This window comes from Magnetospira thiophila, from assembly GCF_054657015.1.
Map to the genome: position 1 here is coordinate 412,349 of NZ_BAAHXF010000002.1, position 25,660 is coordinate 438,008.

The window sequence follows — 25,660 nt, forward strand, 5'->3', positions numbered from 1 at the left end:
GGACCTATTCGTAACCGCCGCCGTGCGTGGTGTCCAGATCGCCGAAACGGGTAAACTGTCCGGTGAACTGCAAGGTCACGTCGCCGACCGGGCCGTGACGCTGCTTGGCGATGATGATATCGGCCAGATTGCGCACCTTATCGAGCCGTTCCTCCCACTTGGCGACCTTCTCCGGATCGTCCATGTCGGGGCGTTTGCGCTCCATGTAGTATTCGGCCCGGTAGATGAACATGACCACGTCGGCATCCTGTTCGATGGAGCCCGATTCGCGTAGATCCGACAATTGCGGGCGCGGCGGGTCCCGTTGTTCCACGGCGCGCGAGAGCTGCGACAGAGCGATCACCGGAACGCTCAATTCCTTGGCCAGGGTCTTCAGGCCGCGGGTGATTTCCGACAGTTCCTGCACCCGGTTTTCGTTGCGCCGACCGGCCCCGGACAGCAGTTGCAGGTAATCGACCACGATCAGGCTCAGACCGTGTTGGCGTTTCAATCGCCGGGCGCGGGTGCGTAATGCTGAGACGGTCAGGGCCGGGGTATCGTCGATAAAAAACGGCAACTGATAGAGCGCCTGACTGGCCGAGACCAGACGGGTGAACTCATCGTTGGATAGTTCGCCCTTGCGCATCCGGTCGGAGGAAATCTGCACCTCCTGGGAGATGATGCGGGCCGCCAACTGCTCGGCGCTCATTTCCAGCGAGAAGAACCCGACCACAGCTCCTTCATCGCCCTGGCTGCGGACATGGGAATAGGCGGCGTTATAGGCGATGTTGGTGGCCAGGGCGGTCTTGCCCATGGAGGGGCGACCGGCGAGAATCAGCAGGTCGGACTCGTGCAGGCCGCCGAGCATCTTGTCCAAATCGCGCAGGCCGGTGGTGCAACCGGCCAGACCGCTGGTCCGCTTGTGCGCCGCTTCGGCGGCCCCCAGGGCTCCGATGACCGAGTCCTTGAACGGCTTGAAGCCGCCCTCGGTCTCACCGGACGTGGCGAGATTGTAGAGTTGCTGTTCCGCCGCCTCGATTTGGCTGTTGGCCGATTCGCCGACGTCCGAATCAAAGGCCGAATTGACCACCTCTTCCCCCAGATTGATCAATTCCCGTTTGAGAAACAGATCGTAGATGATGCGACCGTATTCCCCGGCATTGATGATGGTCACCGCCGAATCGGCCAGTTCGGCCAGATAACGGGTGCCGCCCACGTCGGCCAGCGACTTGTTCTGTTCAAAGTAGCTGCGCAGGGTCACCGGATCGGCAATTTGCCCCCGCTCGACGAGCAGGGAAATGGCGTCGTAGACCAAGCCGTTGATTGGGTCGGCGAAATGCTCGGGCTTCAGAAATTCCGAAACCCGCTCATAGGCCTTGTTGTTGGCGAAAATGGCTCCCAGCAGGGCTTTTTCGGCTTCGTAATTGCGCGGCGGGGCGCGAAAGGCCTGCTGCCTGCCCGGATCGGACCGCAGGGACTCCGAAGGGGAGGGCGGAGAATCGTAGGGCTCCGAAGGGCCGGGATCGTCGGGATAATGGTCCATGGGCGGGACCTTACAGGTCTCCGCAAGCCGACCCCAGTGTCGGCTTGTCCGATCTTCTCCCGGGCCTGTGAACATTGGGGATAACTCGATAAAAAACGGCGCGCTCCAAAGAACGCGCCGCTATTCGAGTGGGGTAAAAAGGGACCCTTAGGCCGAGGGTTCCTCGGTCTCGTCGGGCGCTTCCTCTGCCACGTCCTCGTGATCGTGATCGTCGTCCCCGAAGGGCGCGTCCTCGTTGTAGCCCATGGGCGGCAGGTCGGTGTTTTCCTCGTCGTCGTCAGCCCCGGTGACGGCCTTGCCGGTTTCCATCTGGATGGCCGCCTCTTCCGCCGAGCGGGCCACGTTGACGGTGACGGTCAGGGAGACTTCCGGGTGCAGACGGACAATCACCTCATGCAACCCAACGGTCTTGATCGGGGCGGCCAGTTCGACCTGGGTCCGGTTGACGGTGTAGCCGTCCTCGGTGAGGGCGGCGGCCACGTCGCGGCTGTTGGCCGATCCGTAGAGCTGCCCGGCCTCGCCCGCCTGACGCAGGATGACCACCGAGACATCGACCATCTTTTCGGCCACCGCTTCGGCTTCCTGACGCCGATGCAGGTTCTCGGCCTCCAACTGGGCCTTCTGGGTGTCGAAAATGGTTTTGTTGGCTGCCGTGGCTCTCAACGCCTTTTTCTGCGGCAGCAGATAATTACGGGCGTAGCCCGGCTTGACGGCGACCACATCGCCCATCTGACCCAGTTTCTCTACGCGTTCCAGCAGAATGACTTCCATAACCTTACTCTCCCGTGCGCTGACCGGGACCCGTCAACCGCTGACGGAGGCCGATCAATTGCTCGACAAAACCAATCGCGGCGACTGCAGCCATGAACCAGGCGACAAGAACCACGAACACATAAAACACCCCCAGGACCAGCATCGGGAGCGGGAACCGGGACACCAGGGTATGCACCACGGCAAGACCCATGAAAAACGACGGCACGGACAGGATAATCACCAAATTCCGGCCCAGATACTCCAACTCGCCGCTGCTGGCCAAAGTCAAGGCGGCCACCACGACCAACGGCACCGGCGCCCATTGGGGCACGGTGAGCCCGGCGAACGTCGGCGATGGCCTTTTGTTGCGACCGGCGCGCGCCACCAGGGCCTGCGCCGCAGCCGCATTGGCCACCACCATGATCACCCAGGAGGTGCCAACCAGCCCGGGAAACACGGCCACCAGGGTCGCGATCCAGTCTTCTCTTTCCGCCACCGGAGCGGCGGCGAGAAGCGGGGACAGCAACTCCGTCAACATCTTTTCGATCCCCTGGCTCAGGACGACCCCGGAACTCAGGAGGAAGGCGGACATGACCACAAACATGGCCGCCGTCATCAAACTCAACCAGACGATCACATGTCCGGCCGGATACCAAAGCGTGCCGGACTGTTCGTCCGGGCGGTGCATCAAGGCAAACCGGACCACCATCAGGGCCGGTGCCGCATGCACCAAAGCGTATACCATGCCCGGCAACAGGCCCAGCAACAGGACCGAAATCGCCAAACCGGCCAAACAGGCCACCAGAAGTGCCCCGGCTCCGCGGGACAACCCGACCCAATACAGGGGCAGGGGGGCCACATAGGTCAGCAGCATACCAATCGGATTGCCGCTGACCCAACTCAAGGCCAAAACGCCACTGAAGGCACCAGCCGCGACGGCTGTTAGAGTCTCCTTCGACATATTGGCCCCGGCTCCGGGTTCCGGTCCTACTTCAGCACGTACGGCAGTAGTCCCAGGTAACGGGCACGCTTGATGGCACGGGCCAACTCGCGTTGCTTCTTGCCGGACACGGCGGTGATCCGGCTGGGTACGATCTTACCACGCTCGGAAATGAAGCGGCCCAGCAGACGAATGTCTTTGTAATCAATCTTCGGCGCGCCTTCACCGGTGAACGGGCAGTTCTTGCGACGACGGAAGAACGGCCGACGGGGGGCAGGTTTGCTCATCATTCGGCTCCTTCACTGGTCGATGCGCTGTCGCCAAATTCGCGCGGCCGGTCATCGCGGCGCGGGCGATCATCGCGGCGCGGGCGATCCGGGCGGTCATCCCGATCACGGCGCGGACGGTCCGGGCGGTCGCCACGGTCCTTGTTCTGCATGATCACGGAGGGGCCTTCCTCCAGTTCATCCATGCGCAGGGTCAAGAAGCGCAGCACATCTTCATTGAGCTGCATCTGGCGTTCCATTTCGAGAACGGCGGAAGCCGGGGCATCAATGTTGAACATCACATAATGGCCCTTGCGATTCTTCTTGATCTTGTAGGCCAGACCCCGCAGGCCCCAATACTCGCGCTTTTTGACCTCGCCCCCATTGTCCGTGAGGACCGTGGTGAAGGCATCGGCCAAGGCATCGACCTGGGGTGTGGAAATATCCTGGCGTGCAATGAACACGCATTCATAAAACGACATACTCTGACTTCTCCCTATGGCTTCTCTCAGCCCTATTCAGTCACAAAAGGGCATAGCCGGGCCATCCCGGCAGGAAGACTGAAGGCCGGGACTATACACATTTCAAAGGGGTGTGCAAGAATTTTGGCGGGATTTTTTGCCATTCCGACGCTTGATCCGACGCATCGCAGCCGCTAAGAACGTCCTTCCCTTATCGCAAGGGCGAAATGTTTTTTCAACAACAGGGGCGACGGCTGTCATGTCACGCGCATTCGTATTTCCCGGACAGGGCTCCCAGGCCGTCGGCATGGGCAAAGATCTGGCCGATTCCTTCGAGACCGCTCGCCATGTCTTTCAACAGGTGGATGAGGCGCTGTCTCAGAATCTGTCTGGCCTGATGTTCGAGGGGCCGGAGGATCAACTGGTGCTCACCACCAACGCCCAACCGGCCCTGATGGCGGTCAGTCTGGCGGTGGCGCGGGTGCTGGAAAAGGACGGCGGCCTGGATTTGGCGCAATCCTGTTCTCTGGTCGCCGGTCATTCCCTTGGCGAATATTCGGCTCTGGCCGCCGTCGGGGCGTTCGATCTGGCCGATACGGCGCGGCTATTGCGGATTCGCGGTGAGGCCATGCAAAAGGCGGTGCCGGTGGGGCTGGGAGCGATGGCGGCCCTGCTCGGTCTGGACCTGGAAACGGCCCGCGAAGTGGCCGAGGCGGCGGCCCAAGGTGAGGTCTGCACAGCGGCCAACGACAATGCCCCCGGTCAGGTGGTGGTCAGCGGGGCCAAGGCGGCGGTGGAGCGGGCTTTGGTCATCGCCAAGGAGCGTGGCGCCAAGCGGGCCGTGCTGTTGCCGGTGAGCGCGCCGTTCCATTGCGCCCTCATGCAGCCGGCTGCCGAGGCCATGGCCGAGGCGCTGGCCGGGGTCAACATCGCCGCGCCGAAAGTGCCCCTGGTGGCCAATGTGACCGCCGCCCGGGTAACCGACCCGGAGGAGATCCGCCGGTTGCTGGTCGAGCAGGTCACCGGCGCGGTGCGCTGGCGGGAAAGCGTGCTGACCATGAAGGCCGAGGGGGTCACCGAACTGGTCGAACTGGGCAGTGGCAAGGTGCTGGGCGGTCTGGCCAAGCGCATCGACAAGGCGTTGTCGGGCCAATCGGTGGGCACACCGACCGATATCGAGACTTTTTTGCAGAATCTGTAACTGGCTCATCCTTCGACAGGCTCAGGATAAGGAGCAACACAACACCACCTCATCCTGAGCTTGTCGAAGGATGTGGATGAGACTCCTGGTGTGCCATGAATGGGGAAATGAATATGTTCCAATTGACGGGAAAAACCGCCCTGGTGACCGGGGCCTCGGGGGGCATCGGCGGGGCCATTGCCCGGGCCCTGCATCAGGCCGGAGCGCGGGTCGCGCTGTCGGGCCGCAACCGGGAGTCCCTGGATCGCCTGGCCGCTGAACTGGGCGAGGGGGCGTTCGCGGTGCCTGCTGATCTCTCCGATTCTGCCGGAGCCGAAGCCTTGATCAAGGATGCGGAGGCGGTGCTGGGACAGGTGGATATCCTGATCAACAACGCCGGGATGACCCGCGACAATCTGGCCATGCGGATGAAGGACGACGACTGGCAGACGGTGCTCGATGTCAATCTGAGCGCCGCGTTCCGGCTGTCCCGGGCCTGCCTGAAGGGGATGATGAAACGGCGCTGGGGACGCATCGTCGGTATCACCTCCATCGTCGGCACCACCGGCAATCCGGGGCAGACCAACTATGCCGCCTCCAAGGCGGGCATGATCGGCATGACCAAGTCGCTGGCCCAGGAAGTGGCGTCGCGGGGGATCACCGCCAACTGCGTGGCCCCTGGGTTCATCGTTTCGGCGATGACCGACGGCCTGCCCGAGGCGCAAAAGGACAAGCTGTTGTCGGCCATTCCCGCCGGACGCATGGGGGATGTGGCGGAAATCGCCGCCGCCGTGGTTTATTTGGTCAGCGACGAGGCCGCCTATGTGACCGGTCAGACCTTGCATGTGAATGGCGGAATGGCGATGATATGATGCTTTTTCGGACGGCGATAGGATGCTAGCCTTGCCGGATAAAGTATGATACCAAACGCCGAAAGGCCCAGAAAAAGGCCCAGAAATTGGGGGGTAAGGGGTGGTATCCCCAGGATACCTTTAGTTTTTTTGATACGACCAAGCAATCCGAGGGATAACGAGCATGAGTGACACTGCTGAGCGCGTGAAGAAAATTGTCATTGAGCACCTGGGCGTCGAAGAATCCAAGGTGACCGATACCTCCAGCTTCATTGACGATCTGGGCGCCGACAGCCTCGATACCGTCGAGCTGGTCATGGCCTTCGAAGAGGAATTCGGCTGCGAAATCCCTGACGATGCGGCGGAAAAGATCCTGACCGTGAAGGATGCCATTGATTTCATCGAAGCCAACGCCTCCTAATTCGGGGCGCTGGATGACTCATCAAGGTCTGCCATGAGACGCGTCGTCATCACCGGACTCGGTCTCGTTACCCCTCTGGGGTGCGGGGTTGAACTGACCTGGAACCGTCTGCTTGCGGGCGAGTCCGGTCTGGGCAAAATCACCAACTTCGACGTTTCGGACCTGGCGGCGAAAATTGCCGGCCAGGTGCCGACCGACGAGTCCGTCGAGGGCGCTTTCATTTCCACCGACTGGATTCCGCCCAAGGATCAGCGGCGCATGGATGATTTCATCATCTATGGCATCGCAGCGGCCATGCAGGCGGTGCAGGATTCCGGATGGATGCCTGAGAACGAGGCCGATCGGGAACGGACCGGCGTGTTGATCGGTTCCGGGATCGGCGGCCTGCCGGAAATCGCCAAGGGCGCCTTGACGGTGGAGACCAATCCCCGCCGTCTGAGCCCATTCTTCATTCCGGCCAGTCTGATCAATCTGGTGTCCGGCCATGTATCCATCAAATATGGGTTCAAGGGACCGAACCATGCGGTGGTGACGGCCTGTTCCACCGGCGCGCACGCCATCGGCGACGCGGCCCGCATGATCATGTGGGAAGATGCCGAAGTCATGGTCGCGGGCGGTACGGAAGCGGCGGTCTGTCGCTTGGGTGTGGCTGGTTTTGCCGCCGCCAAGGCGCTGTCCACCGGCTTCAACGACGACCCGGTGCGGGCCTCGCGTCCCTGGGACAAGGACCGCGACGGCTTTGTCATGGGCGAAGGCGCGGGCATGGTGGTGCTCGAAGAATACGAGCACGCCAAGAAGCGCGGGGCCAAGATCTATGCCGAGGTGGTCGGCTACGGCATGTCCGGCGATGCCCATCACATCACCGCCCCGGCAGCCGATGGCAATGGCGGTTTCCGCTCCATGCAGGCGGCCCTGAAGCGAGCCGGGATGAACCCCGAGGATATTGATTACATCAACGCCCATGGAACCTCGACGCCGCTCGGCGATGAAATCGAACTGGGCGCGGTGAAGCGTCTGTTTGGGGCGGCGGCCTATGATCTGACCATGTCTTCGACCAAATCGGCGATCGGGCATCTGCTCGGCGCGGCCGGGGCGGTGGAAGCGATCTTCTCCGTTCTGGCGATTCGCGATCAGGTGGCTCCGCCAACCCTGAATCTGGATAATCCGTCGGACAGTTGCGATCTGGATCTGGCGGCCAAGCAGGCCATGGAACGTCCTATTCGGGCCGCCTTGTCCAATTCCTTTGGTTTCGGCGGCACCAATGCGTCGCTGGTTCTCAAGGCCGTCGATTAAGTCAGGGGGTCAGGCAGCATGGGGCGCCTGATCCTCATTTTCCTCACATTATTGATGATGGTCGGCGCCGCGTTTGGTGGCCTCTACGCCTGGGGGTATGCCCGCTTCGTCGAGCCGGGCCCCCTGTCGTCGGATCGCACGATCCTGATTGCCAAGGGCTCCGGCGTGGCCGCCATCGCGCGACAGTTACAAGATTTGGGTATCCTCAACAATCCCCAGGTGTTTCAGGTCGCCGTCCGGCTGACCGGCGACGGGCAGGGCCTGCGGGCCGGGGAATATCTCATTCCGGCTTCGGCCAGCATCCGCGACGTGCTGGATATCCTGCGCCAGGGCAAGACCCTGGCCCGCCGGTTCACCATCGCCGAGGGACTGACCAGCGATTCGGTGCTCGATCAGTTGGCGGCGGTGGAGGGGTTGCTCGGTCCTCTGCCCCATCGGGTGGCGGAGGGGGATCTGTTGCCCGAGACCTATTATTTTTCCTACGGGGACCAACGGGCCGACGTGGTGGAACGCATGCGTCAGGCCATGCGCGAGGCGCTGGCCGAGGTCTGGGCCGGTCGTGCGGAAGGCCTGCCCCTGAAAACCCCGGAGGAGGCCTTGATCCTCGCCTCGCTGATCGAGAAGGAAACCGGGCTGGTTGGGGAGCGCGTCCGGGTGGCCGCCGTTTTCGTCAATCGTCTGCGCAAGGGGATGCGCCTGCAATCGGACCCCACCGTGTCCTACGGACTGTCCCCCGGCGTGCCCCTGGGGCGCCCCCTGACGCGCGCCGACCTGCAATCCCAGACGCCGTATAATACCTATGTGATCAAGGGGTTGCCGCCCGGCCCCATTTGCAACCCCGGACGAGCCTCGCTGGAGGCCGCCGTGCACCCGGCGCGGACGCAGGATCTGTATTTTGTGGCCGACGGGCAGGGCGGCCACAGCTTTGCCCGCACCCTGACCGAGCACAACAAGAACGTGGTCAAGTGGCGGCGCCTCCAGAAAGCGGCGGGAAATTAATCTGCCGGGCCAGAAGTGCAACCGGATGCAAAACCGGAATCTCATGTCCGACGTCGCGGCAGCCACTGGACAGATGCAGCGCACAGGAGAGATTGGTGCTGATCAGCAGGTCGGCCTTGCTGTCGAGGAGGGCCTGCACCTTCTCGTCCCGGGGGGGCGACGCGAGTTCGGGATGTGTCAGCATCTTCGTGCCGCCTGCCCCGCAGCACATGTCATTGCCGGGCAGAGGGACAACCTCAAGCCCGGGAATCCGCGCCAACAGCTCATAAACAAGATGACTGTTTTTCAAGACGTTGCGCTGACTGCACGGCTCGTGCACGGCAACCCGTGCCTTCATTTCCCGGAACGTCACGTGGCGAAATCCATCATTTCCGACCAGAAAATCCATGATATCGCGCATCGGCGGTCCCATTCCGTCCCCTGGCGGGTCCGCGTTCAATAGGCCCTCATACTCGCTCAGGAAGGCCCCGCAGCCACTCGAATTGTAAATCATCGACTCGACCCCGAGCCCGGAAAAGGCGGCTCTGTTCTTCCGGGCACAGGATCGGGCGCGCTCGAAGTCTCCGTTATGAGCATACAGGGCACCGCAACAGGTTTGCGCCTCGGGAACGCACACATCATAGCCCAGGGCTGTCAACAGGTTGATCGTCGCACCATGGGTTTCGGTATCCAAAACATGGGCGATACAGCCGGTGAACAGCGCCACTTCTCCCCGGCACTCGGGGGCAATCGCTGGATTGAAGGGCGGGACGGGAGGGCCTACCTGTGCTGCGGGCAGGAGGGATTCCAGCCTGCGCAGGTTCCGCATCATCGGCGGAATCGACAGCCGCCTGATCGCACGCTGCATTTTGCTCTTTTGGTAGAAGCGGAGCAGGGCATTCAGCCCGCGCTGCGCGGTTCGCCCTTCCGCCACCGCACCCAACATCACCCGGATCGTCCGCCCCTGCCTCGGCCTATTCGCGAGGGCTTCCAACGTCTGGCGGTAAAGATCACCATAGGCCATCTTCGACGGACATGCCGTTTCACAAGATCGGCAAAGGGTGCAGGCCATCAAAGCCTCCATCGCCTCCGCGTCAAGAACCTGGTTCTTTCTGAGCACCCTCTCGATCATACGAATGCGACCGCGAGGACTGTAGGGTTCCTCACGTCTGACCTGATAAGTGGGGCAACGACGCAGGCACATGCCACAACTCATGCAGTCGCGGGCCTCTGGGATGTACGGCCCGGCCAGGGGTTCGGCGTCCTCGGAGAAGGAGGCAAAACCAAATCCCGGCGCATTTTGTCCAAAGTCAAAGGTGCTCAATCGCTCATGCCTTTCGCATCCTGAAAAGGATCATGAGTCGTTCTACGCAAGAACCGCGCCGTTAGCGCAACTCATTGTTTATATTGCTTATTGAAATTTATGTGGTCGAAATATGAGGCAATTGGTCCCGTTGGTCTGTCGCATAGCCGACAGAAACCAAGCCGTCATGCTGAGCGCAAAAAAACCCGGCTCCCTTCGCAGGGGCCGGGTTTTTTGTCAATGGCGCGGGGTCAGCCGCGACGGAAGGCGCGGAACGGATTGGCCGCCCGACGGGCCTGTTCGGCCAGTTCCTTGGCCCGCTTGCCGAGGCTGTGGGCCCTGTAGCCGCGATACACTGCATATCCCCCAAGACCCCCGGCGACCAGCAACACCGGACCCCAGGCCCCCAGGCCGAGACCCAGACCGAGGCTCCAGCCGGTGCCGTTCCAAATTGTCCCGGCCGCAGCAGCCTTGCTCCCCGCGGCGGCGGCGGCGGCGGCCTTGGTGCCGGTCGTCCCGGCCACCTTGGCGCCTCCGGCCTTGGCGGCCATGGTCGTTCCGCCAGCCTTGGCCAGCCCCATCTGGGTCGCCCCGGTTTTGGCGGCGGCACCCTTGGTGGCGGCAACGGCCTTGCCGGGAATGACGCTCACATCCGCCGGACCTTTGATGACGACACTTTCTCCGGAAAACAATTTCAGCCCTGTTTCCTTGATGATCATTTTTGCAATCCCTTGCACTCAGTCGAAATAAAAAACCCGATTCGCCGTTGTTGTCCGGGTATCGAGGGTCCAAATATTACCTGGGATGAAGTGTATGGAATTTTTTGCCGTTGAAAACCCCTTTCTTTTGGCGAAAGCGAAATAGTTTCGAGGCATTCGATAACCTGTGACGACGATCAATTTTCCAGAGGCGCGGAAAGTGCTACAATGGTCCAACCTTGCAAGTGACCGTTGAGGAAACATGGCCACGCCCCTGTCCGCCATTGCCGATGTGACTGCCTTTCGGCAGGCCACGCTGGATCGGATCTCTCTGGAAAGAGCCCGGGATCGCGCGTCCTTGCGTTTGCGCCAGGATGAACGGGCTCAACTGCGCCGCGACGACATCCAGGACTTCTATCAGGCCAAGGCGCTGCAAGCCCAGGTGAGCCGCTTGCTGGAGACCAAGTCCAATACGGAACAGGCCATCCAGACATTGCAGGCCACCCAGGCCGGGCTGGATGCCGCCGGACGGCTGTCCGACCAGTTGCAGGGACTGGCCCTGGCGGCGCAGGATGCCAGCAGCGCCGAACAGCGGGCCGAATTGGCTCGGCAGTTCGATCAGGTGGCGTCTCAGTTGGACAATCTGGTCGCCGACACGTCCTATCGGGGAACCAACCTGCTGAGTATTCCGGCGGATGATTTGCGGGTCTCGGTCAGTCCGGCACCGGGGCCTGAACTGACGGTGCAGGGGCGGCCCAGCGATGCGGCGTCCCTGGGACTCGGCTCGGCGACCACGGACTATAACAATTTCGCCACCCAGACCGATATTGATGCCGCCCTGAGTGCCGTGCAGAGTGCCGGAAGTACCCTTCAGGCCAGTGCCTCGGCCATCGGCATCAATGCCGGAATCCTTGAGGTTCGGAGCCGCTTCAATCAGGATCTGGCCGATGTGACGCAGACCGGGGCCGACCGGCTGACGGCCAGCGATCCCTACGAGAGCGCCGCCGCGTTACAGGCCACCCAGGCGCTCGACGGACTGGCCATCGAGGGGCAGCGCATCGCGGCCCGTTCCCAGAATTTGATTGTCGATCTGGTGACCCAGGCAGGCGGATGATTTCCTCTTCCCACGCCTTGCATGCGGCCCGGGCGGCCTATGCCAAGGCGGCCCGAGGACCACAAATCCGCTCGCGGGCCGAATCCGAAGCCCTGGTCAAGGCGGCCCGGTTGCTTGATCAGGCACGCCATGGCCGGGGGGATCTGGCCGAGGCGCTACGCTTCAATCACAAGCTCTGGACCATTTTTCAGGCCGACCTTTCGGCGGCGGGCTGTCCGCTGTCGGAGGATTTGCGGCGGGATCTGCTGGAACTCTGTGACTTCATGGATCAGGAAAACCAGCGGGCGGCAAGCAATCCTGCGGCGGCGCGGCTCGACGAAATGATCGCCGTCAACCGCACCCTGGCCCGCCGCGAGGGGTGACGGGCCTGCCCTCATTTATGGTATAATCCGCCCGGTTTCCGGGGCCTGGGGAGATGTGTCCCCGGAAAGGGAGAACCCACAGCGAGGGGGAATGTCATGAAACATTTTGGATTCAAGATGCTGGCCGTCGCGGCGACTCTGGGGATGGGAGCGCTCCTTGCCGGTTCGGCGCAGGCCCAGTATTGGGGGGCGCCCTGGGGCGGTCCCGGATACGGTTATGGACCGAGCGGACCGGGATACGGCTATCGCGGGCCTGCCCAACCGCCGAGCCGCGAGGCGTCCCGTTTGACCCATGAACGGCAAAACCTGATGCGCGACCACAGTGACCAGATGCGGCAACTGAAACTGATTTTAGACGGCCAGCGGCACATCGACCGCAGGGAAGCCACCAAAATGGCGCGCGAAGTCGAGGCCGGGGCCGGGGAGAACCTGTGGTCCCTCTACAAGCCCGGCAGTCTGACCCGGCAGTCGCGCAGCCTGCCGCTGATCTGGGAGAAGTTCGACGACTTCAAGGCCTTTGCGGAGAACCTGAAAGTCCGTGCCGGTGATCTGGCCGACAAGCTGGCCGAGCGGCCGAGCCCGGAGGAGGCGAAGACGGGAACGGCCTATCGTCCCCGCGATCCGCGCACCATGGGACCGCCCTGGCGTCCGCAGCCGCCGCGTCCGGTCCGTCCGACCCGGGACATTCGCGAGGAGACCTTCACCGAAGAGACCTTCACCGAAGAGACGGTCGAGGCCTTCGGCAACCTGATCCGCGCCTGCACCCAGTGCCACGAAACGTTCCGCATCCCGCAGGGGTGGTGAGCGGCGTCTTTCCACGGCGGGCGTGACCCCAAGCGGCGCAGAGGGCGGCCTGTGGCCGACCCTGCTGCCGCGAAAGGCGCTATAGGGCTTGTGGGGCCGTACCCGAGGTGTCGATATTGATCTCGAAGACGAAGCGGGAATAGCTGTCGTCAATTTCGTAGAAAACGTAATTGAAGCTCGTCAGTCTGTTGCGGGCGATGTCGATGAAACCGACCGCAGCGCCCTTGCTTTGTTCAGGTGTGTTGCCTCTGAGGGTTTCCTTGTAGAGCTTTTTCCGGCCTTCCGCATCCAGCCCGCATATGGTGTCAAGATGGCTGCGGAGGGACTCCACCTTTTCATTTTGGATTTGGTTTTCGGAGGCGACCACGATCGTGTCTTTACCTCGTCCGACAACGATCGTGCCGAATTTGAGGTCTTCTGCCCCCCAGAGGGACTCGATGAACTCATGCTTGTCCGAATAGCGCATGATGTTCTGGGCCAATTCTACGAAAACGTGGAAGGTGATCTTGGCCACCGCGGGCGCGACGTCGTCACAAGACAAACGCATTTTCAGCGCATTGGACGTGCCAGACAAGATGTCTTCCGTCAGGAAGCCCTCGAACAGGAACCAGATTTCCTTGTTCTTCAGTGTTTTTCGGATCGACATAACCGTATTCCTAACTGCTCTTCAGGCGTCCCGGCACCGCCGCTCACGGTTTCGGCAGGGTCTCCACCTGATCGCCGGTGGCCACCACCAGGGTGTGACAGAGGTCGATGAACAGGCCGTTATCAACCACCCCGGTAATGCCGTTCAGTTGCGCGTTGAGGGCGCGGGGATCGGTGATGGAGTCCATCTGGCAATCCAGGATGTAGTTGCCGTTGTCGGTCACATAGGGCTGCCCCTCGACCAGACGCATGGCGTAGGGGATGCCCATTTCCTGGATGCGGCGCTCCACCTGCTGATGACCGAACTTGATGATTTCCACCGGCAGCGGAAACTGGCCCAGGGTTTTGACCCGTTTGGAGGCATCGACCATGATCACCACATGATCGGCCGCCGAGGCGACGACCTTTTCACGCAGCAAGGCACCGCCGCCGCCCTTGATCATCTGGAAGTCGCCGTCGATTTCGTCGGCCCCGTCGATGGCCATGTCGAGCTTGTCCACCGAGGCGAAGTCGATCAATTCAATACCCAATTCATGGCACAGGGCGGCAGTGCGTTCCGAGGTCGGCAGGCCCTTGATCTTAAGCCCGTCTTTGACCCGCAATCCCAGAGAATGCAGGAAATAATTGACTGTCGATCCGGTGCCCAGGCCGACCAGCATGCCATCCTGCACCAATGCCGCCGCGGCTTGTCCGGCCAGTTTCTTTTCGGTGTTCTGTTGTTCGCTCATGATCGAATCCCCCGCTCGAAATTTTTTGAATTCCTGGGAGTCTAGCCCCCGGATTTCTTGTGGAAAAGGAAAAACGGGCATGGCGGGAATCGGCTGCGCATGGAATCCTCTCCCCATGACCCATGCCGATTTTGTCCATCTGCGCGTCCATACCGCCTATTCGCTCTCCGAGGGGGCGATCAGGGTCAAGGATCTGGCCAAGCTCTGTCAGGCTCACGACATGCCCGCCGTGGCCGTCACCGACACCAACAACCTGTTCGGGGCGATGGAGTTTTCCGGGGCCATGGCCGGGGCCGGGGTGCAGCCGATCATCGGCTGTCAGTTGGGACTCGCCCGCAGCGACGGGACGCCCGGCAAGGGGGGGCTGACCCCACCGCCGGATTCGCTGGTGCTGCTGTGCCAGAACAGGGTCGGCTATCACCATCTGCTGAAACTGGTCAGCAGGGCTTTTCTGGACACCGATCCGGGAGACGACCCGCATGTTACCTGGGAGTCCCTGGAAGCGCTGAATGGCGGATTGATCTGTCTGACGGGGGGGCCGGCTGGGCCGGTGGGGCGGCTGCTGTCCGAGGGACAGAACGATAAGGCCGAAGAGTATCTTTCCAGGTTAAACAAAATATTCCATGATAGACTTTATGTAGAACTTCAACGCCACGGCCTGGCTGTGGAGAAACAGATCGAGGGGCCGTTGGTCGATCTGGCCTATGCCCAGGGTCTGCCGCTGGTTGCCACCAACGAAGCCTTTTTTGCCGACGAGTCCATGTACGACGCGCACGACGCGCTGCTCTGCGTGGCTGCCGGGGCCTATGTTTCACAGAGCGAGCGGCGGCGGCTGACCCCGGAGCATCGCTTCAAGTCGGCGTCGGAAATGCGCGCTTTGTTCGCCGATTTGCCGGAGGCGGTCGATAATACGCTGGTCATTGCCCGCCGCTGCGCGGTGATGGTGGAAAAGATCGACCCGATCCTGCCGCCCTACGACTGCGGCGAAGGACGGGGCGAGGCCGACGAACTGCGTGCCCAATCCATTGCCGGGCTCGACAAGCGTCTATGGACCGGCGTCTACGGTCCGGCCATGTCCGACGACGAGCGGGAGCGGGTGGCGAAACCCTATCGGGAGCGTCTGGACTATGAGTTGGACGTCATCGCGCAGATGGGCTTTCCGGGCTATTTTCTCATCGTGTCGGACTTTATCAAATGGGCGAAAGCCCATGATATTCCAGTCGGTCCGGGGCGTGGATCGGGGGCCGGTTCGGTGGTCGCCTGGGCGCTGACCATCACCGATTTGGACCCCTTGCGCTTCGGGTTGCTCTTTGAACGCTTCCTTAATCCCGAGCGCGTGTCCATGCCCGACTTCGACATCGACTTCTGTCAGGACCGGCGGGACGAGGTGATCCGCTACGTGCAGAAGAAATACGGCTATGACCATGTGGCCCAGATCATCACCTTTGGAAAGCTTCAGGCGCGCGCCGTGCTGCGCGATGTGGGTCGGGTGCTGGAGATGCCCTACGGTCAGGTGGACCGCATCACCAAGCTGGTGCCCAACCCGCCGGGCAAGCCCGTCCCTCTCGCGCAGGCTATTAAGGACGAGCCACAACTACAGGAAATGATTGACGATGATCCGACGGTACGCAGCCTGACCGAGAAGGCGCTGAAGCTCGAAGGGTTGTACCGTCATGCCTCTACCCATGCGGCGGGGGTGGTCATCGGTGATCGACCGTTGGATGAACTGGTGCCCCTGTACCGCGATCCGCGCTCCGACATGCCGGTCACCCAGTTCAACATGAAGTTCGTCGAAAGCGCCGGGCTGGTGAAGTTCGACTTTCTCGGCCTGAAGACCCTGACTGTACTGGCTACGGCGGTGAAGCTGATTGCTGACAAAGGGGTGACGGTGGATCTGTCGACCATCCCGCTGGATGACCGAACGACCTTCGAATTGCTGGGCCGGGCCGAAAGTCAGGGTGTGTTCCAGTTGGAAAGCGCAGGGATGCGCGATGTGCTGAAGAACATGAAGCCCGATACCCTGGAGGACATCATCGCCGTGGTGGCCCTGTACCGCCCGGGGCCGATGGACAATATCCCCAGCTACATCCGCCGCAAGCATGGGGCGGAGGAGCCGGATTATCTCTATCCGACTCTGGAGGGTATCCTCAAGGAAACCTACGGCATCATCATCTATCAGGAACAGGTGATGCAGATTGCCCAGGAACTGGCCGGCTACAGCCTCGGCGGCGCCGACCTGCTGCGCCGGGCCATGGGCAAGAAAATCGCCGAGGAGATGGAGAAGCAGCGCAAGATTTTTGTCGACGGCGCGGTAGCCAAGGGGGTGCCGGAGAAAAAGGCCTCGGAGATTTTCGATCTGGTGGCCAAGTTCGCTTCCTACGGCTTCAACAAGTCCCACGCCGCCGCCTATGCCCTGGTCGCCTATCAGACCGCCTATCTGAAGGCCAACCATCCGACCGAGTTCATGGCCGCCTCCATGACCCTGGACATGAACAACACGGATAAGCTCAACGCCTTTCGTCAGGAACTGGCGCGGCTGAAGATCGAGGTGCGGCAGCCTGACGTCAACCGCTCGGAGGTGACCTTCTCGGTGGAGCGCGACGGTCAGGGCGGGGCGGCGGTACGCTATGCCCTGGCGGCGATCAAGAATGTCGGGGCGGAGGCGGTGCGGACCATCGTCGAGGAACGGCGTGCCCATGGCCCGTTCAAGGACCTGCACGATTTTTTCGACCGCCTGGACAGCAAGGCGATCAACAAGCGGCAGTTGGAAAACATGGTGCGCGCCGGGGCCTTCGACGGCCTGGAGCGTAACCGACAGCGGCTGTTCAAGGGGTTGGAGGCGTTGATCGCCCATGCCAGCATGGCGACGGCGGAACGCAACAGCAATCAGATGGGCATGTTTGGCGATGCGGGTCTGCAATCCAATCGCCCGAAACTGCCCGAGGTGGCCGAATGGCGTCCCATGGAGAAGCTGAAGGAAGAGTTCGACGCCATCGGCTTCTATCTCTCGGCCCATCCCCTGGATGCCTACAAACAGGCTCTGAAGCGGCTGCATGTGGTGGCCTCCGCCGAGCTTCTGGAATCCGGGCGCTCGGGGGCGGTGAAGTTGGCCGGGACGGTGGTCGCCAAGAAGGAGCGGGTGTCGGCCAAGGGCAACCGCTTCGCCTTCGTCTCCCTGTCAGACGCCTCGGGGGCCTATGAGATCACCCTGTTCTCGGAGCAACTGGCCCAGTCCCGCGACCTGCTGGAAACCGGCACCTCTCTGTTCATCCGGGCGGCGGCGGAGTTCGACAACGACCGCCTGCGGCTGACCGCCAGTTCGGTGGAACTGCTGGACAAGGTGGCCGGAGAGACCGACGCCGGTCTGACCCTGCGCCTGGACCGGCCCGAAGCCCTGCCCGGACTGCGCGACCTTCTGGCCGGAGAGAAAAGGGGGCGTGGCGAGATTCGTCTTTTGTCGCGCCTGGAAGACCAAACGGAGGTCGAAGTGCGCCTGCCCGACCGCTACGCGGTGTCGCCGACCCTGGTGCAGTCTTTGACCTTCCTGGACGGGGTGATTGAGGTGGTCGAGGTTTGATTTGGTTGCATCAAAGTAGAACCTTAAATCAAACAACCGGGTTGCCAAGAATTCGTAAATGATATATTATTAATTTTGGTCTTTAATCCGATAAAAACGAAATCGTTGGAGGTGTGGTATGAATACACGCGTACAATTCTGGCGTGATGTGAACTCTGATGGGCATGCCGAGCGTTCCATCATCAAAACGTACATCATTCCCAGTGGAATCGATGACTTGGATGCCATCGGCGCGGCGATGCGGGAGTTTTGTCAGGAACTGGACGTCGTGACCTGGACGGAGGCCGCCCACGGCTACGATGTGTCCTGCCGAACGGACGAAATGCGCCGCACCCATCAGCGCGACAGTGGGAGCGCCTATTGGGAACGCCGGATCGAAGCCGGGCAGTCCAGGCACTGAGTTGGACGCGCCATTGCTGGGCCGGACCCTGGCCTTCTTGATCCGCTGGCTTGAGGGGGCTTTTCCGGGGTTGGCGTGCTGGAAGCGGATTTTCCCTTGATTTCCGGGAGGAGGGCGCGTAGACCTGCGCCCACTTCGCACGCGGACTCGCGGCGGCGGCGCAAATTCGCCGTTTTGTCGCTCCGGTGTTCCCATGGGGGAACTCTCGTCCGCGGAGGCTTAACCGGAAAAGGAAATTGAAAGATGTCGCTTCCCAGCTTCACCATGCGTCAACTCGTCGAGGCGGGTGTTCACTTCGGCCATAGCTGCCGCCGTTGGAACCCGAAAATGGAGCCGTTTATCTTCGGCTCCCGCAATAATATTCACATCATCGACATGCGTCAGACCATGCCCATGCTGCATCGGGCCATGGAAGCGGTGCAAACCGCTGTGGCCGGCGGCGGCCGGGTGCTGTTCGTCGGCACCAAGCGCCAGGCCAGCGAGCGGGTCGCCGAAGCGGCGGGCAAGTGCGGTCAATACTACGTCAACCATCGTTGGCTCGGCGGCATGATGACCAACTGGAACACCATTTCGGTCTCCATCAAGCGCCTCAAGGAACTGGAATCCCGCCTCGGCGAGGATCAGACCGGCCTGACCAAGAAGGAAATCCTCGGCCTGACCCGCGAGCGCGAAAAACTGGATCGCTCCCTGGGCGGCATCAAGGACATGGGCGGCCTGCCGGACATCCTGTTCATCATCGACACCAACAAGGAAGCCCTGGCCGTGGCGGAAGCCAACAAGCTGGGCATTCCGGTGGCTGCGGTGGTGGATAGCAACAGCAATCCCGACGGCATCACCTATCCGATCCCGGGCAATGACGACGCGGTGCGCGCCATCACCATGTACTGCGACCTGATCGCCGGTTCGGCCATCGGCGGCATCCAGGCCGAAATGGCCGCCAGCGGCGAGGATCTGGGCGAGATGGAAGTCGTGCCCGACGAGGTGCTGCCCGAGGCTCTGCCCGCTGAGGCCGCGCCGGTCGAGGCGGCTCCGGACGCCTGATCATCTCCTTCGAACACGGTGGCGGGAGTTGATCCCGCCACCGTTGCTTTGACCACTCACATTCAAGCTTCATGAGGACAAGGGAACCATGGCCCAGATCACTGCTGCGCTCGTCAAGGAACTGCGCGAGAAAACCGGTGCCGGTATGATGGATTGCAAGAAGGCGCTGAACGAAACCGATGGCGAGTTGGAAGCCGCCGTCGATTGGCTGCGCACCAAGGGGCTCGCTGCCGCCGCCAAGAAGGCCGGGCGCATCGCCGCCGAGGGTTTGGTTTGCGGCAAGACCGGTGGCACCGTGGGGGCGGTGGTCGAGGTCAATTCGGAAACCGACTTCGTGGCCCGCAACGAGACGTTCCAGGGCTTCGTGTCCAACGTGACCGATCTGGCCATGAACGTCGATGGCGACATGGAGGCGCTGGCCGCCCAGGCGTTCCCGGGCAGCGGTCGGACCGTCGCCGAGGAACTGACCCATATGATCTCCACCATTGGCGAGAACATGGGGCTACGCCGGGCCAAGGTGCTGAAGGTCGAACACGGGCTGGTGGCCTCTTACATCCACAATCAGGCGGCCCCTTCCCTGGGCAAGATCGCCGTGCTGGTGGCCCTGGAATCCGAGGCCGATGGTGCGGCCCTGGAGGCCCTGGGCAAGCAATTGGCCATGCATGTGGCGGCGGCCAACCCGCAGGCGGTGTCGCGCAATGACGTGGCCGCCTCGGACCTGGATCGCGAACGCGAGGTGCTGAAGGAACAGGCCCGCGAGTCCGGCAAGCCCGAAGAGATCATCGACAAGATGGTCGAAGGACGGCTGCGCAAATACTACGAAGACGTCTGCCTGTTGGAGCAGGCTTTCGTGATGGACCCCGAGAGCAAGGTGCAAAAGGTGGTCGATGCGGCAGCCAAGGACGCGGGCAAGCCGATCACCGTGACCGGCTTCGTGCGCTACGCCCTGGGCGAAGGCCTGGAAAAGAAGGAAGAGGATTTCGCGGCCGAGGTGGCAGCGGCGGCTGGCCGCTGAGGCCCTCGCTCGGTCTTCCTTTTTTGAAAAAGACCCAACGGCCCGGATTGTGTAAGATCCGGGCCGTACGTCTTTGGCCTTTGGAAAGCCGGGAGCCTTGGTATAAGGCTTTCCTCCATGGGTTCACCTGTGCGATAAACCACGACCGACAAAACGGACGACGGAAGACTCTGCCATGCCGGATGGGCCGAAATATAAACGAATTCTGTTGAAGCTCTCGGGCGAAGGCCTGATGGGGGCGCAGCCCTTCGGGATCGACCCGCAGGAAGTGGCGCGCACCGCTGCCGAGGTCAAGGCCGTGCATGATCTGGGGGTTCAGGTCGGGCTGGTGATCGGGGGCGGTAACATCTTTCGCGGACTGTCCCAGGCCGCCGCCGGGATCGAGCGGACCACCGCCGACTACATGGGCATGATGGCCACCGTGATGAATGCCCTGGCCATGGCCAGCGCCCTCAAGACGCAAGGGGTGGCGGCGTCGGTGATGTCGGGCCTGTCGATGCCGACGGTCTGCGATTCCTATACCCAGCGCGACGCGGTGGCGCGTTTGCAGAGGGGCGAGGTGGTGGTGTTCGCCGGCGGCACCGGCAATCCCTATTTCACCACCGATACCGCGGCGGCTCTGCGGGCCGCGGAAACCGGCTGCGATGCCTTGATCAAGGGCACCCAGGTGGATGGCGTCTATGACGCGGACCCCAAAAAGGTGCCTGATGCCAAACGCTACGACCGGCTGACCTATCAACAGGTCCTGTCCGATAATCTTCGGGTCATGGATCAAACTGCGGTCGCTTTGGCACGGGAAAACCACATTCCCATGCTTGTCTGTTCCGTTCATACGCCCGGCGAACTGGCCCGAGTGGTGGCGGGTGGCGGTCGTTTCACGATCATCGAAGACCCGAAATAAGGGGGAGGATGTCCAACAATGGCTCAATTTACCGATTTCAAGGAACTCAAGAAAGATGTGTCCCACCGCATGGACGGGGCGGTCAAGATGCTGCACACGGAATTCGCCGGGTTGCGCTCCGGGCGCGCCACCACCAGCCTGCTGGAACCGATCCAGGTGGAAGCCTACGGCAGCGTGATGCCGATTTCCCAGGTCGGCAATATCGGCGTGCCCGAGCCGCGCATGCTGACCGTGCAGGTCTGGGACAAGGGCATGATCAAGGCGGTGGAAAAAGCCATCCGGGATGGGGGCCTTGGGCTCAATCCGCAGACCGATGGTCAGTTGATCCGCGTCCCGGTGCCGCCGCTGACCGAGGAACGGCGGGTCGAATTCACCAAGATTGCCGGAAAATATGCCGAGGATGCCCGGATTTCGGTGCGCAATGTGCGCCGCCATGCCCTGGATGAACTCAAGCGCATGGAAAAGGATGGCGAAATCTCCCAGGACGAGTTGCGTGACCACAGCAAGGAGATCCAGACCCTGACCGACGACCATGTGGCGTTGATCGACGAGGCGCTGGCGCACAAGGAAAAGGAGATCATGCAGGTCTGATGATGGAACCGGCCCCGCAAATCTCGGACGACCCGCAGGTCCCAGTGCATGTGGCCATCATCATGGATGGCAACGGACGCTGGGCCAAGGCCCGTCGACTGCCCCGCGCGGCCGGCCACAAGAAAGGGGCCGATGCGGTCAAGGAGGTCGTGCGCGCGGCTGGGGAATTGGGGATTTCCTATCTGACCCTGTACAGCTTTTCATCGGAGAACTGGAAGCGCCCGCTGAGCGAGGTCAAGGACCTGATGGGGCTGCTGCGATTCCATTTGCGCAGCGAAGTGGCCAACCTGCACAAGAACAATGTGCGTTTGCAGGTGATCGGCGACCGCACCGGATTGGCCGACGACATCGTTTCCTTGATCAAGGAGGCGGAAGCCAAGACGGCCGAGAATAGCGGCCTGACCCTGGTGCTGGCACTCAACTACGGCGGACGGGCCAGCATCGCGGCGACGGCCCGCCGTTTGGCCGAAGAGGTGGCATCGGGGCGACTGGCGGCCTCGGAGATCACCGAAGACACCTTCAATGAGCGGTTGGAAACGATGGGAACACCGCCGCCGGATCTGCTCATTCGCACCGGTGGCGATCAACGCATCAGCAATTTCCTGCTATGGGAAATGGCCTATACGGAATTTCTGTTCGTCGACAAGTTTTGGCCGGATTTCGGTGCCGAGGACCTGCAACGGGCGGTGCACGACTTCATGGGGCGCGAGCGCCGCTTCGGCGCGGTGGGGAGTTGAGGCCATCGTGACCAAACCCGATGCCGACGCAGGGGCAGTCACACCTTCCAGGCTTGCTGGAGGTGGCGTGGGGGTGCGGATTGTGTCCGCCCTGGTGCTTGCCCCGCCGGTTCTGGCTGCGGTCTATTTCGGGTCGCCCTATTTCGAGATCCTGGCGGCGGTCTGCCTCGTTCTGCTCGGGGTGGAATGGGGACGTCTGGTCGGCTGGCGTGCGAGCTGGATCGTCGTCGGCATTCCCTACATCGTGCTGCCCATGGCGGCGATGGTCTGGCTGCGCGGCATGGAAGATTGGGGGATGGTCAACTTCATATGGCTGCTCGGGGTGGTCTGGGCGACGGATACCGGGGCCTATGCGGCCGGGCGCTTGATCGGCGGGCCGAAACTGGCTCCCCGGATCAGCCCCAAGAAAACCTGGGCGGGGCTCCTCGGCGGCATGGCCTGTGCGATGGCGGTCGGGGCCGGGATTGATTTCTGGCTGGAACGGCCTTCGGGGAGTTGGATGTTCTGGGTCAGTGGGGGGCTGGCGGTCATCGCCCAAATGGGAGATCTTTTTGAATCCTGGGTCAAGCGACGCTTCAATGTGAAGGATTCAGGCGGTATGATCCCCGGACACGGAGGGTTGCTTGATCGCATGGATGGCCTGCTGGCCGCCGGTCTGGCCCTGGCTCTCCTGGAATTCTGGGCACTGGGAGGACAGTGAGCATGGCTGTGACGGAATTGAAGGCGGCAACCGCCCCGCGCACGGTCGCCATCCTGGGCTCGACCGGTTCCATCGGTTGCAGCACCATTGATCTTCTGAAGCGCAATCGGGCCGCCTTTCGGGTCGAGGCCCTGACCGCACACCGCAACGTGGCGCTTCTGGCCGAGCAGGCCCGCGAGCTGCAAGTCCGTTTGGCCGTGGTTGCCGACCCTGAGCGCTACAAGGACCTCAAGGCGGCGCTGTCGGGCAGTGGCATCGAGGTGGCCGCCGGAGCGCAGGCGGTGGTGGCCGCCGCCGCCCGGCCGGTGGATTGGGTCATGTCGGCCATCGTCGGCGCGGCGGGGCTGGAACCGACTCTGGCCGCCGTGCGTCATGGCGCGGTGGTGGCCCTGGCCAACAAGGAGACCCTGGTCTGTGCCGGCGATCTGGTGATGGAGGAGGTGCGCCGTCACGGGGCGACCCTGTTGCCCGTCGACTCCGAACACAACGCCATTTTTCAGGTGTTCGATTTTGAACGCCCGGAGCGTGTGGAGCGGATCATCCTGACCGCCTCGGGCGGGCCGTTCCGCGAGGCGAGCAAGGCATTCATGGAAGCGGCGACGCCGGAACAGGCGGTCGCCCATCCCAATTGGAGCATGGGGGCCAAGATCTCGGTGGATTCCGCCTCCATGATGAACAAGGGGCTGGAGTTGATCGAGGCCTCGCATCTGTTCCCGGTGCCCGAGGCGCGGATCGAAATTCTGGTGCATCCTCAATCGGTGATCCATTCCATGGTCGCCTATGCGGATGGCAGCGTCTTGGCGCAGTTGGGGTCGCCGGATATGCGCACGCCCATCGCCTACAGCATGGCCTGGCCTGACCGGATGGGGGCACCGGTGGAGAAGCTCGACCTGGCGAAGATCGCCACGCTGAGCTTCCAGAGCCCGGACATGGAGAGATTCCCGGCGTTGCGTTTGGCCCGCGAGGCCTTGCAAAGAGGTGGCGCGGTGCCAACTGTTCTCAATGCGGCCAACGAGGTGGCGGTGGCCGGGTTCCTTGGGCGGAAAATTGGTTTTCTGGATATCGCCCGGGTGGTCGAAGAGACTATGAATGCCGAGCAATCTGGAACCATGGAAAGTTTGTCGGATGTTCTGGAAACCGACGCTTGGGCCCGTCGCAAGGCGCAAGAACGTATGGATTTGATTCAGCGGTGAAGGGCGCGGCGGTGAGCCTGTCGCGCCTCCCCACAAGGAAATGGATTAGGAAAGCATGGAATTCGTCGGGAGCGTCCCTTACTACGTCTTTGTTTTTGTTTTTGTTCTGTCGGTTCTGGTGTTTGTCCATGAACTCGGTCATTACCTGATTGCCCGTTGGGCCGGGGTGCGGATCGAGGTATTCTCCATCGGCTTTGGACCGGAGTTGCGGGGCTGGAACGATAAACACGGCACCCGCTGGCGGGTCTGCGCCCTGCCGTTGGGCGGCTACGTGAAAATGTTCGGCGAAAACGGCGATACCACCACTGGCGAAGACGGCGAAGAACGGCCGATGACCGAGGCGGAGAAAAGCGGCTCTTTTCAGCATAAACCCCTGGGCAAAAGGGCTGCCGTGGTGGCGGCGGGACCGTTTGCCAATTTTGCCTTCACCATCGTGGTGCTGGCCGGGTTGTTCTGGGCCGTCGGGCAGCCTTACCCGATGGCTGCCGTGGGCACGGTGCAGGAAAACTCTGCCGCCGCCGAGGCCGGGTTCGAGAGTGGCGACCGGGTGCTCTCCATTGCCGGAACGCCGGTCCGATGGTTTGACGACCTGAAGAGCATCGTTGAGAAAAATCCCGGAATCGCCCTGGACTTCAGTGTGCGCCGGGGGGATCAGATTCTGACCCTGACCGCTGTGCCCAAATCCCGCGACGTGGCGGGAGAGGCCAAAGGCTTCCTTGGTGTGTCTCCGGACCCGGAACAGATTGAAACGGAAACCTATGGTCCCCTGGAGGCCATCGCAGCAGGTTTTGACAAGTCCTGGACCATGACGAAGCAGATTCTGGGCTACCTGGGGGAACTGATCACCGGTGATCGGGGGTCCGAGGAATTGGGGGGCCCCCTGATGATCGCCAAGATGTCCGGCGACGTGGCGCAGGGTGGATTGTCCAATCTGGTGTTTTTCATGGCCGCCCTGTCGTTGAATTTGGGGCTCATTAACCTGTTCCCCATACCTATGCTGGATGGTGGTCATCTGGTGTTCTATGCCATCGAGGCGATTCGCGGGCGACCGATGGGAGAGCGGGCCCAAGAATACGGTTTCCGTTTCGGTCTGGTTCTGGTATTGGCTTTGATGGTGTTTGCCACCTGGAACGACTTGGTAAATCTGAAGATTGTCCAGTTCTTCACGGATCTGGTGTCCTGAGGA

Annotated in this window: 27 protein-coding genes; 18 read left to right on the forward strand and 9 right to left on the reverse strand. The window is 61.9% G+C overall.

Translation table 11 applies throughout. The features are described 5' to 3' along the window. Nucleotides 1-4: 4 nt before the first annotated feature. The 5 genes from ACYQ1P_RS11555 to rpsF form a co-directional block, all read right to left on the reverse strand. Complete coding sequence (locus ACYQ1P_RS11555) at nucleotides 5-1,522, reverse strand: replicative DNA helicase (RefSeq protein WP_460020507.1); 1,518 nt, start codon at nucleotides 1,520-1,522, stop codon at nucleotides 5-7. Between the two features lie 147 nt (nucleotides 1,523-1,669). Beyond that, nucleotides 1,670-2,293: a 50S ribosomal protein L9 gene (rplI, locus tag ACYQ1P_RS11560; RefSeq protein WP_460020508.1), complete on the reverse strand. Its 624-nt coding sequence runs from the start codon at nucleotides 2,291-2,293 to the stop codon at nucleotides 1,670-1,672. Between the two features lie 4 nt (nucleotides 2,294-2,297). Further along, complete coding sequence (locus tag ACYQ1P_RS11565) at nucleotides 2,298-3,236, reverse strand: DUF2232 domain-containing protein (protein ID WP_460020509.1); 939 nt, start codon at nucleotides 3,234-3,236, stop codon at nucleotides 2,298-2,300. Between the two features lie 26 nt (nucleotides 3,237-3,262). Continuing rightward, nucleotides 3,263-3,502 carry a 30S ribosomal protein S18 gene (rpsR, locus tag ACYQ1P_RS11570; RefSeq protein ID WP_460020510.1) on the reverse strand — a complete coding sequence of 80 codons (240 nt, stop codon included), beginning with the start codon at nucleotides 3,500-3,502 and terminating at the stop codon, nucleotides 3,263-3,265. Then, a complete protein-coding gene (gene rpsF / locus ACYQ1P_RS11575; protein ID WP_460020511.1) occupies nucleotides 3,502-3,963 on the reverse strand; it encodes a 30S ribosomal protein S6 in 462 nt (153 codons plus the stop codon). Before rpsF ends, rpsR begins: the two co-directional genes overlap by 1 nt. A 238-nt stretch (nucleotides 3,964-4,201) precedes the next feature. Here rpsF and fabD point away from each other — a divergent pair, with 238 nt between their 5' ends. The 5 genes from fabD (at nucleotide 4,202) to mltG (ending at nucleotide 8,686) form a co-directional block, all read left to right on the forward strand. After that, entirely contained in the window at nucleotides 4,202-5,143 is a 942-nt protein-coding gene (gene fabD, locus ACYQ1P_RS11580; protein WP_460020512.1) for an ACP S-malonyltransferase, read from the forward strand. 113 nt (nucleotides 5,144-5,256) lie between these two features. Further along, nucleotides 5,257-5,994, forward strand: a complete 738-nt coding sequence (gene fabG, locus ACYQ1P_RS11585) for a 3-oxoacyl-[acyl-carrier-protein] reductase (RefSeq protein ID WP_460020513.1) — start codon at nucleotides 5,257-5,259, stop codon at nucleotides 5,992-5,994. A gap of 163 nt (nucleotides 5,995-6,157) precedes the next feature. Further along, nucleotides 6,158-6,394 carry an acyl carrier protein gene (locus ACYQ1P_RS11590; RefSeq protein ID WP_460020514.1) on the forward strand — a complete coding sequence of 79 codons (237 nt, stop codon included), beginning with the start codon at nucleotides 6,158-6,160 and terminating at the stop codon, nucleotides 6,392-6,394. A gap of 33 nt (nucleotides 6,395-6,427) precedes the next feature. After that, nucleotides 6,428-7,687, forward strand: coding sequence for a beta-ketoacyl-ACP synthase II (gene fabF / locus ACYQ1P_RS11595; RefSeq protein ID WP_460020515.1), 1,260 nt, complete (start codon nucleotides 6,428-6,430; stop codon nucleotides 7,685-7,687). 18 nt (nucleotides 7,688-7,705) lie between these two features. Further along, nucleotides 7,706-8,686 carry an endolytic transglycosylase MltG gene (gene mltG / locus ACYQ1P_RS11600; RefSeq protein WP_460020516.1) on the forward strand — a complete coding sequence of 327 codons (981 nt, stop codon included), beginning with the start codon at nucleotides 7,706-7,708 and terminating at the stop codon, nucleotides 8,684-8,686. Here mltG and ACYQ1P_RS11605 read toward each other — a convergent pair. Beyond that, nucleotides 8,649-9,989 (reverse strand): (Fe-S)-binding protein, encoded by a 1,341-nt coding sequence (locus ACYQ1P_RS11605; RefSeq protein ID WP_460020517.1) that lies wholly within the window; start codon nucleotides 9,987-9,989, stop codon nucleotides 8,649-8,651. The genes mltG and ACYQ1P_RS11605 overlap by 38 nt on opposite strands. 230 nt (nucleotides 9,990-10,219) lie before the next feature. Beyond that, the gene (locus tag ACYQ1P_RS11610; protein ID WP_460020518.1) at nucleotides 10,220-10,687 is read right to left on the reverse strand and encodes a hypothetical protein; all 468 of its coding nucleotides are present in this window, start codon (nucleotides 10,685-10,687) and stop codon (nucleotides 10,220-10,222) included. A gap of 241 nt (nucleotides 10,688-10,928) precedes the next feature. Between ACYQ1P_RS11610 and ACYQ1P_RS11615 the strand changes: the two genes are divergently transcribed. The 3 genes from ACYQ1P_RS11615 (at nucleotide 10,929) to ACYQ1P_RS11625 (ending at nucleotide 12,946) form a co-directional block, all read left to right on the forward strand. Beyond that, the gene (locus ACYQ1P_RS11615) at nucleotides 10,929-11,780 is read left to right on the forward strand and encodes a flagellin N-terminal helical domain-containing protein (protein ID WP_460020519.1); all 852 of its coding nucleotides are present in this window, start codon (nucleotides 10,929-10,931) and stop codon (nucleotides 11,778-11,780) included. Continuing rightward, the gene (locus tag ACYQ1P_RS11620) at nucleotides 11,777-12,142 is read left to right on the forward strand and encodes a flagellar biosynthesis regulator FlaF (protein ID WP_460020520.1); all 366 of its coding nucleotides are present in this window, start codon (nucleotides 11,777-11,779) and stop codon (nucleotides 12,140-12,142) included. The genes ACYQ1P_RS11615 and ACYQ1P_RS11620 overlap by 4 nt, the downstream gene beginning before the upstream one ends. A gap of 96 nt (nucleotides 12,143-12,238) precedes the next feature. Continuing rightward, nucleotides 12,239-12,946, forward strand: coding sequence for a cytochrome c (locus ACYQ1P_RS11625; RefSeq protein WP_460020521.1), 708 nt, complete (start codon nucleotides 12,239-12,241; stop codon nucleotides 12,944-12,946). Nucleotides 12,947-13,025: 79 nt separating this feature from the next. On the opposite strand, the gene ACYQ1P_RS11630 is transcribed toward ACYQ1P_RS11625, so the two are convergent. Further along, nucleotides 13,026-13,592, reverse strand: coding sequence for a SiaB family protein kinase (locus tag ACYQ1P_RS11630; RefSeq protein WP_460020522.1), 567 nt, complete (start codon nucleotides 13,590-13,592; stop codon nucleotides 13,026-13,028). 43 nt (nucleotides 13,593-13,635) lie between these two features. After that, entirely contained in the window at nucleotides 13,636-14,319 is a 684-nt protein-coding gene (rpiA, locus tag ACYQ1P_RS11635) for a ribose-5-phosphate isomerase RpiA (RefSeq protein ID WP_460020523.1), read from the reverse strand. Nucleotides 14,320-14,434: 115 nt separating this feature from the next. Here rpiA and dnaE point away from each other — a divergent pair, with 115 nt between their 5' ends. The 10 genes from dnaE to rseP all read left to right on the forward strand — a co-directional run bounded on the left by dnaE (nucleotide 14,435) and on the right by rseP (nucleotide 25,657). Beyond that, a complete protein-coding gene (gene dnaE, locus ACYQ1P_RS11640) occupies nucleotides 14,435-17,896 on the forward strand; it encodes a DNA polymerase III subunit alpha (protein ID WP_460020524.1) in 3,462 nt (1,153 codons plus the stop codon). 118 nt (nucleotides 17,897-18,014) lie between these two features. Then, entirely contained in the window at nucleotides 18,015-18,296 is a 282-nt protein-coding gene (locus tag ACYQ1P_RS11645; protein ID WP_460020525.1) for a hypothetical protein, read from the forward strand. Between the two features lie 243 nt (nucleotides 18,297-18,539). Further along, nucleotides 18,540-19,337, forward strand: a complete 798-nt coding sequence (gene rpsB / locus ACYQ1P_RS11650; protein ID WP_460020526.1) for a 30S ribosomal protein S2 — start codon at nucleotides 18,540-18,542, stop codon at nucleotides 19,335-19,337. An 88-nt stretch (nucleotides 19,338-19,425) separates the two neighbouring features. After that, nucleotides 19,426-20,352, forward strand: coding sequence for a translation elongation factor Ts (tsf, locus tag ACYQ1P_RS11655; RefSeq protein ID WP_460020527.1), 927 nt, complete (start codon nucleotides 19,426-19,428; stop codon nucleotides 20,350-20,352). Between the two features lie 175 nt (nucleotides 20,353-20,527). Continuing rightward, a complete protein-coding gene (gene pyrH, locus ACYQ1P_RS11660) occupies nucleotides 20,528-21,253 on the forward strand; it encodes a UMP kinase (RefSeq protein ID WP_460020528.1) in 726 nt (241 codons plus the stop codon). An 18-nt stretch (nucleotides 21,254-21,271) separates the two neighbouring features. Beyond that, entirely contained in the window at nucleotides 21,272-21,844 is a 573-nt protein-coding gene (gene frr / locus ACYQ1P_RS11665; RefSeq protein ID WP_460020529.1) for a ribosome recycling factor, read from the forward strand. A 2-nt stretch (nucleotides 21,845-21,846) separates the two neighbouring features. After that, on the forward strand, nucleotides 21,847-22,581 hold the full coding sequence (locus tag ACYQ1P_RS11670; RefSeq protein ID WP_460021641.1) for an isoprenyl transferase: 735 nt from the start codon (nucleotides 21,847-21,849) through the stop codon (nucleotides 22,579-22,581). A 7-nt stretch (nucleotides 22,582-22,588) separates the two neighbouring features. Beyond that, nucleotides 22,589-23,281, forward strand: coding sequence for a phosphatidate cytidylyltransferase (locus ACYQ1P_RS11675; protein ID WP_460020530.1), 693 nt, complete (start codon nucleotides 22,589-22,591; stop codon nucleotides 23,279-23,281). Between the two features lie 2 nt (nucleotides 23,282-23,283). After that, on the forward strand, nucleotides 23,284-24,474 hold the full coding sequence (locus ACYQ1P_RS11680) for a 1-deoxy-D-xylulose-5-phosphate reductoisomerase (protein ID WP_460020531.1): 1,191 nt from the start codon (nucleotides 23,284-23,286) through the stop codon (nucleotides 24,472-24,474). Nucleotides 24,475-24,529: 55 nt separating this feature from the next. Further along, nucleotides 24,530-25,657 (forward strand): RIP metalloprotease RseP, encoded by a 1,128-nt coding sequence (rseP, locus tag ACYQ1P_RS11685; protein WP_460020532.1) that lies wholly within the window; start codon nucleotides 24,530-24,532, stop codon nucleotides 25,655-25,657. Nucleotides 25,658-25,660: the final 3 nt, after the last annotated feature.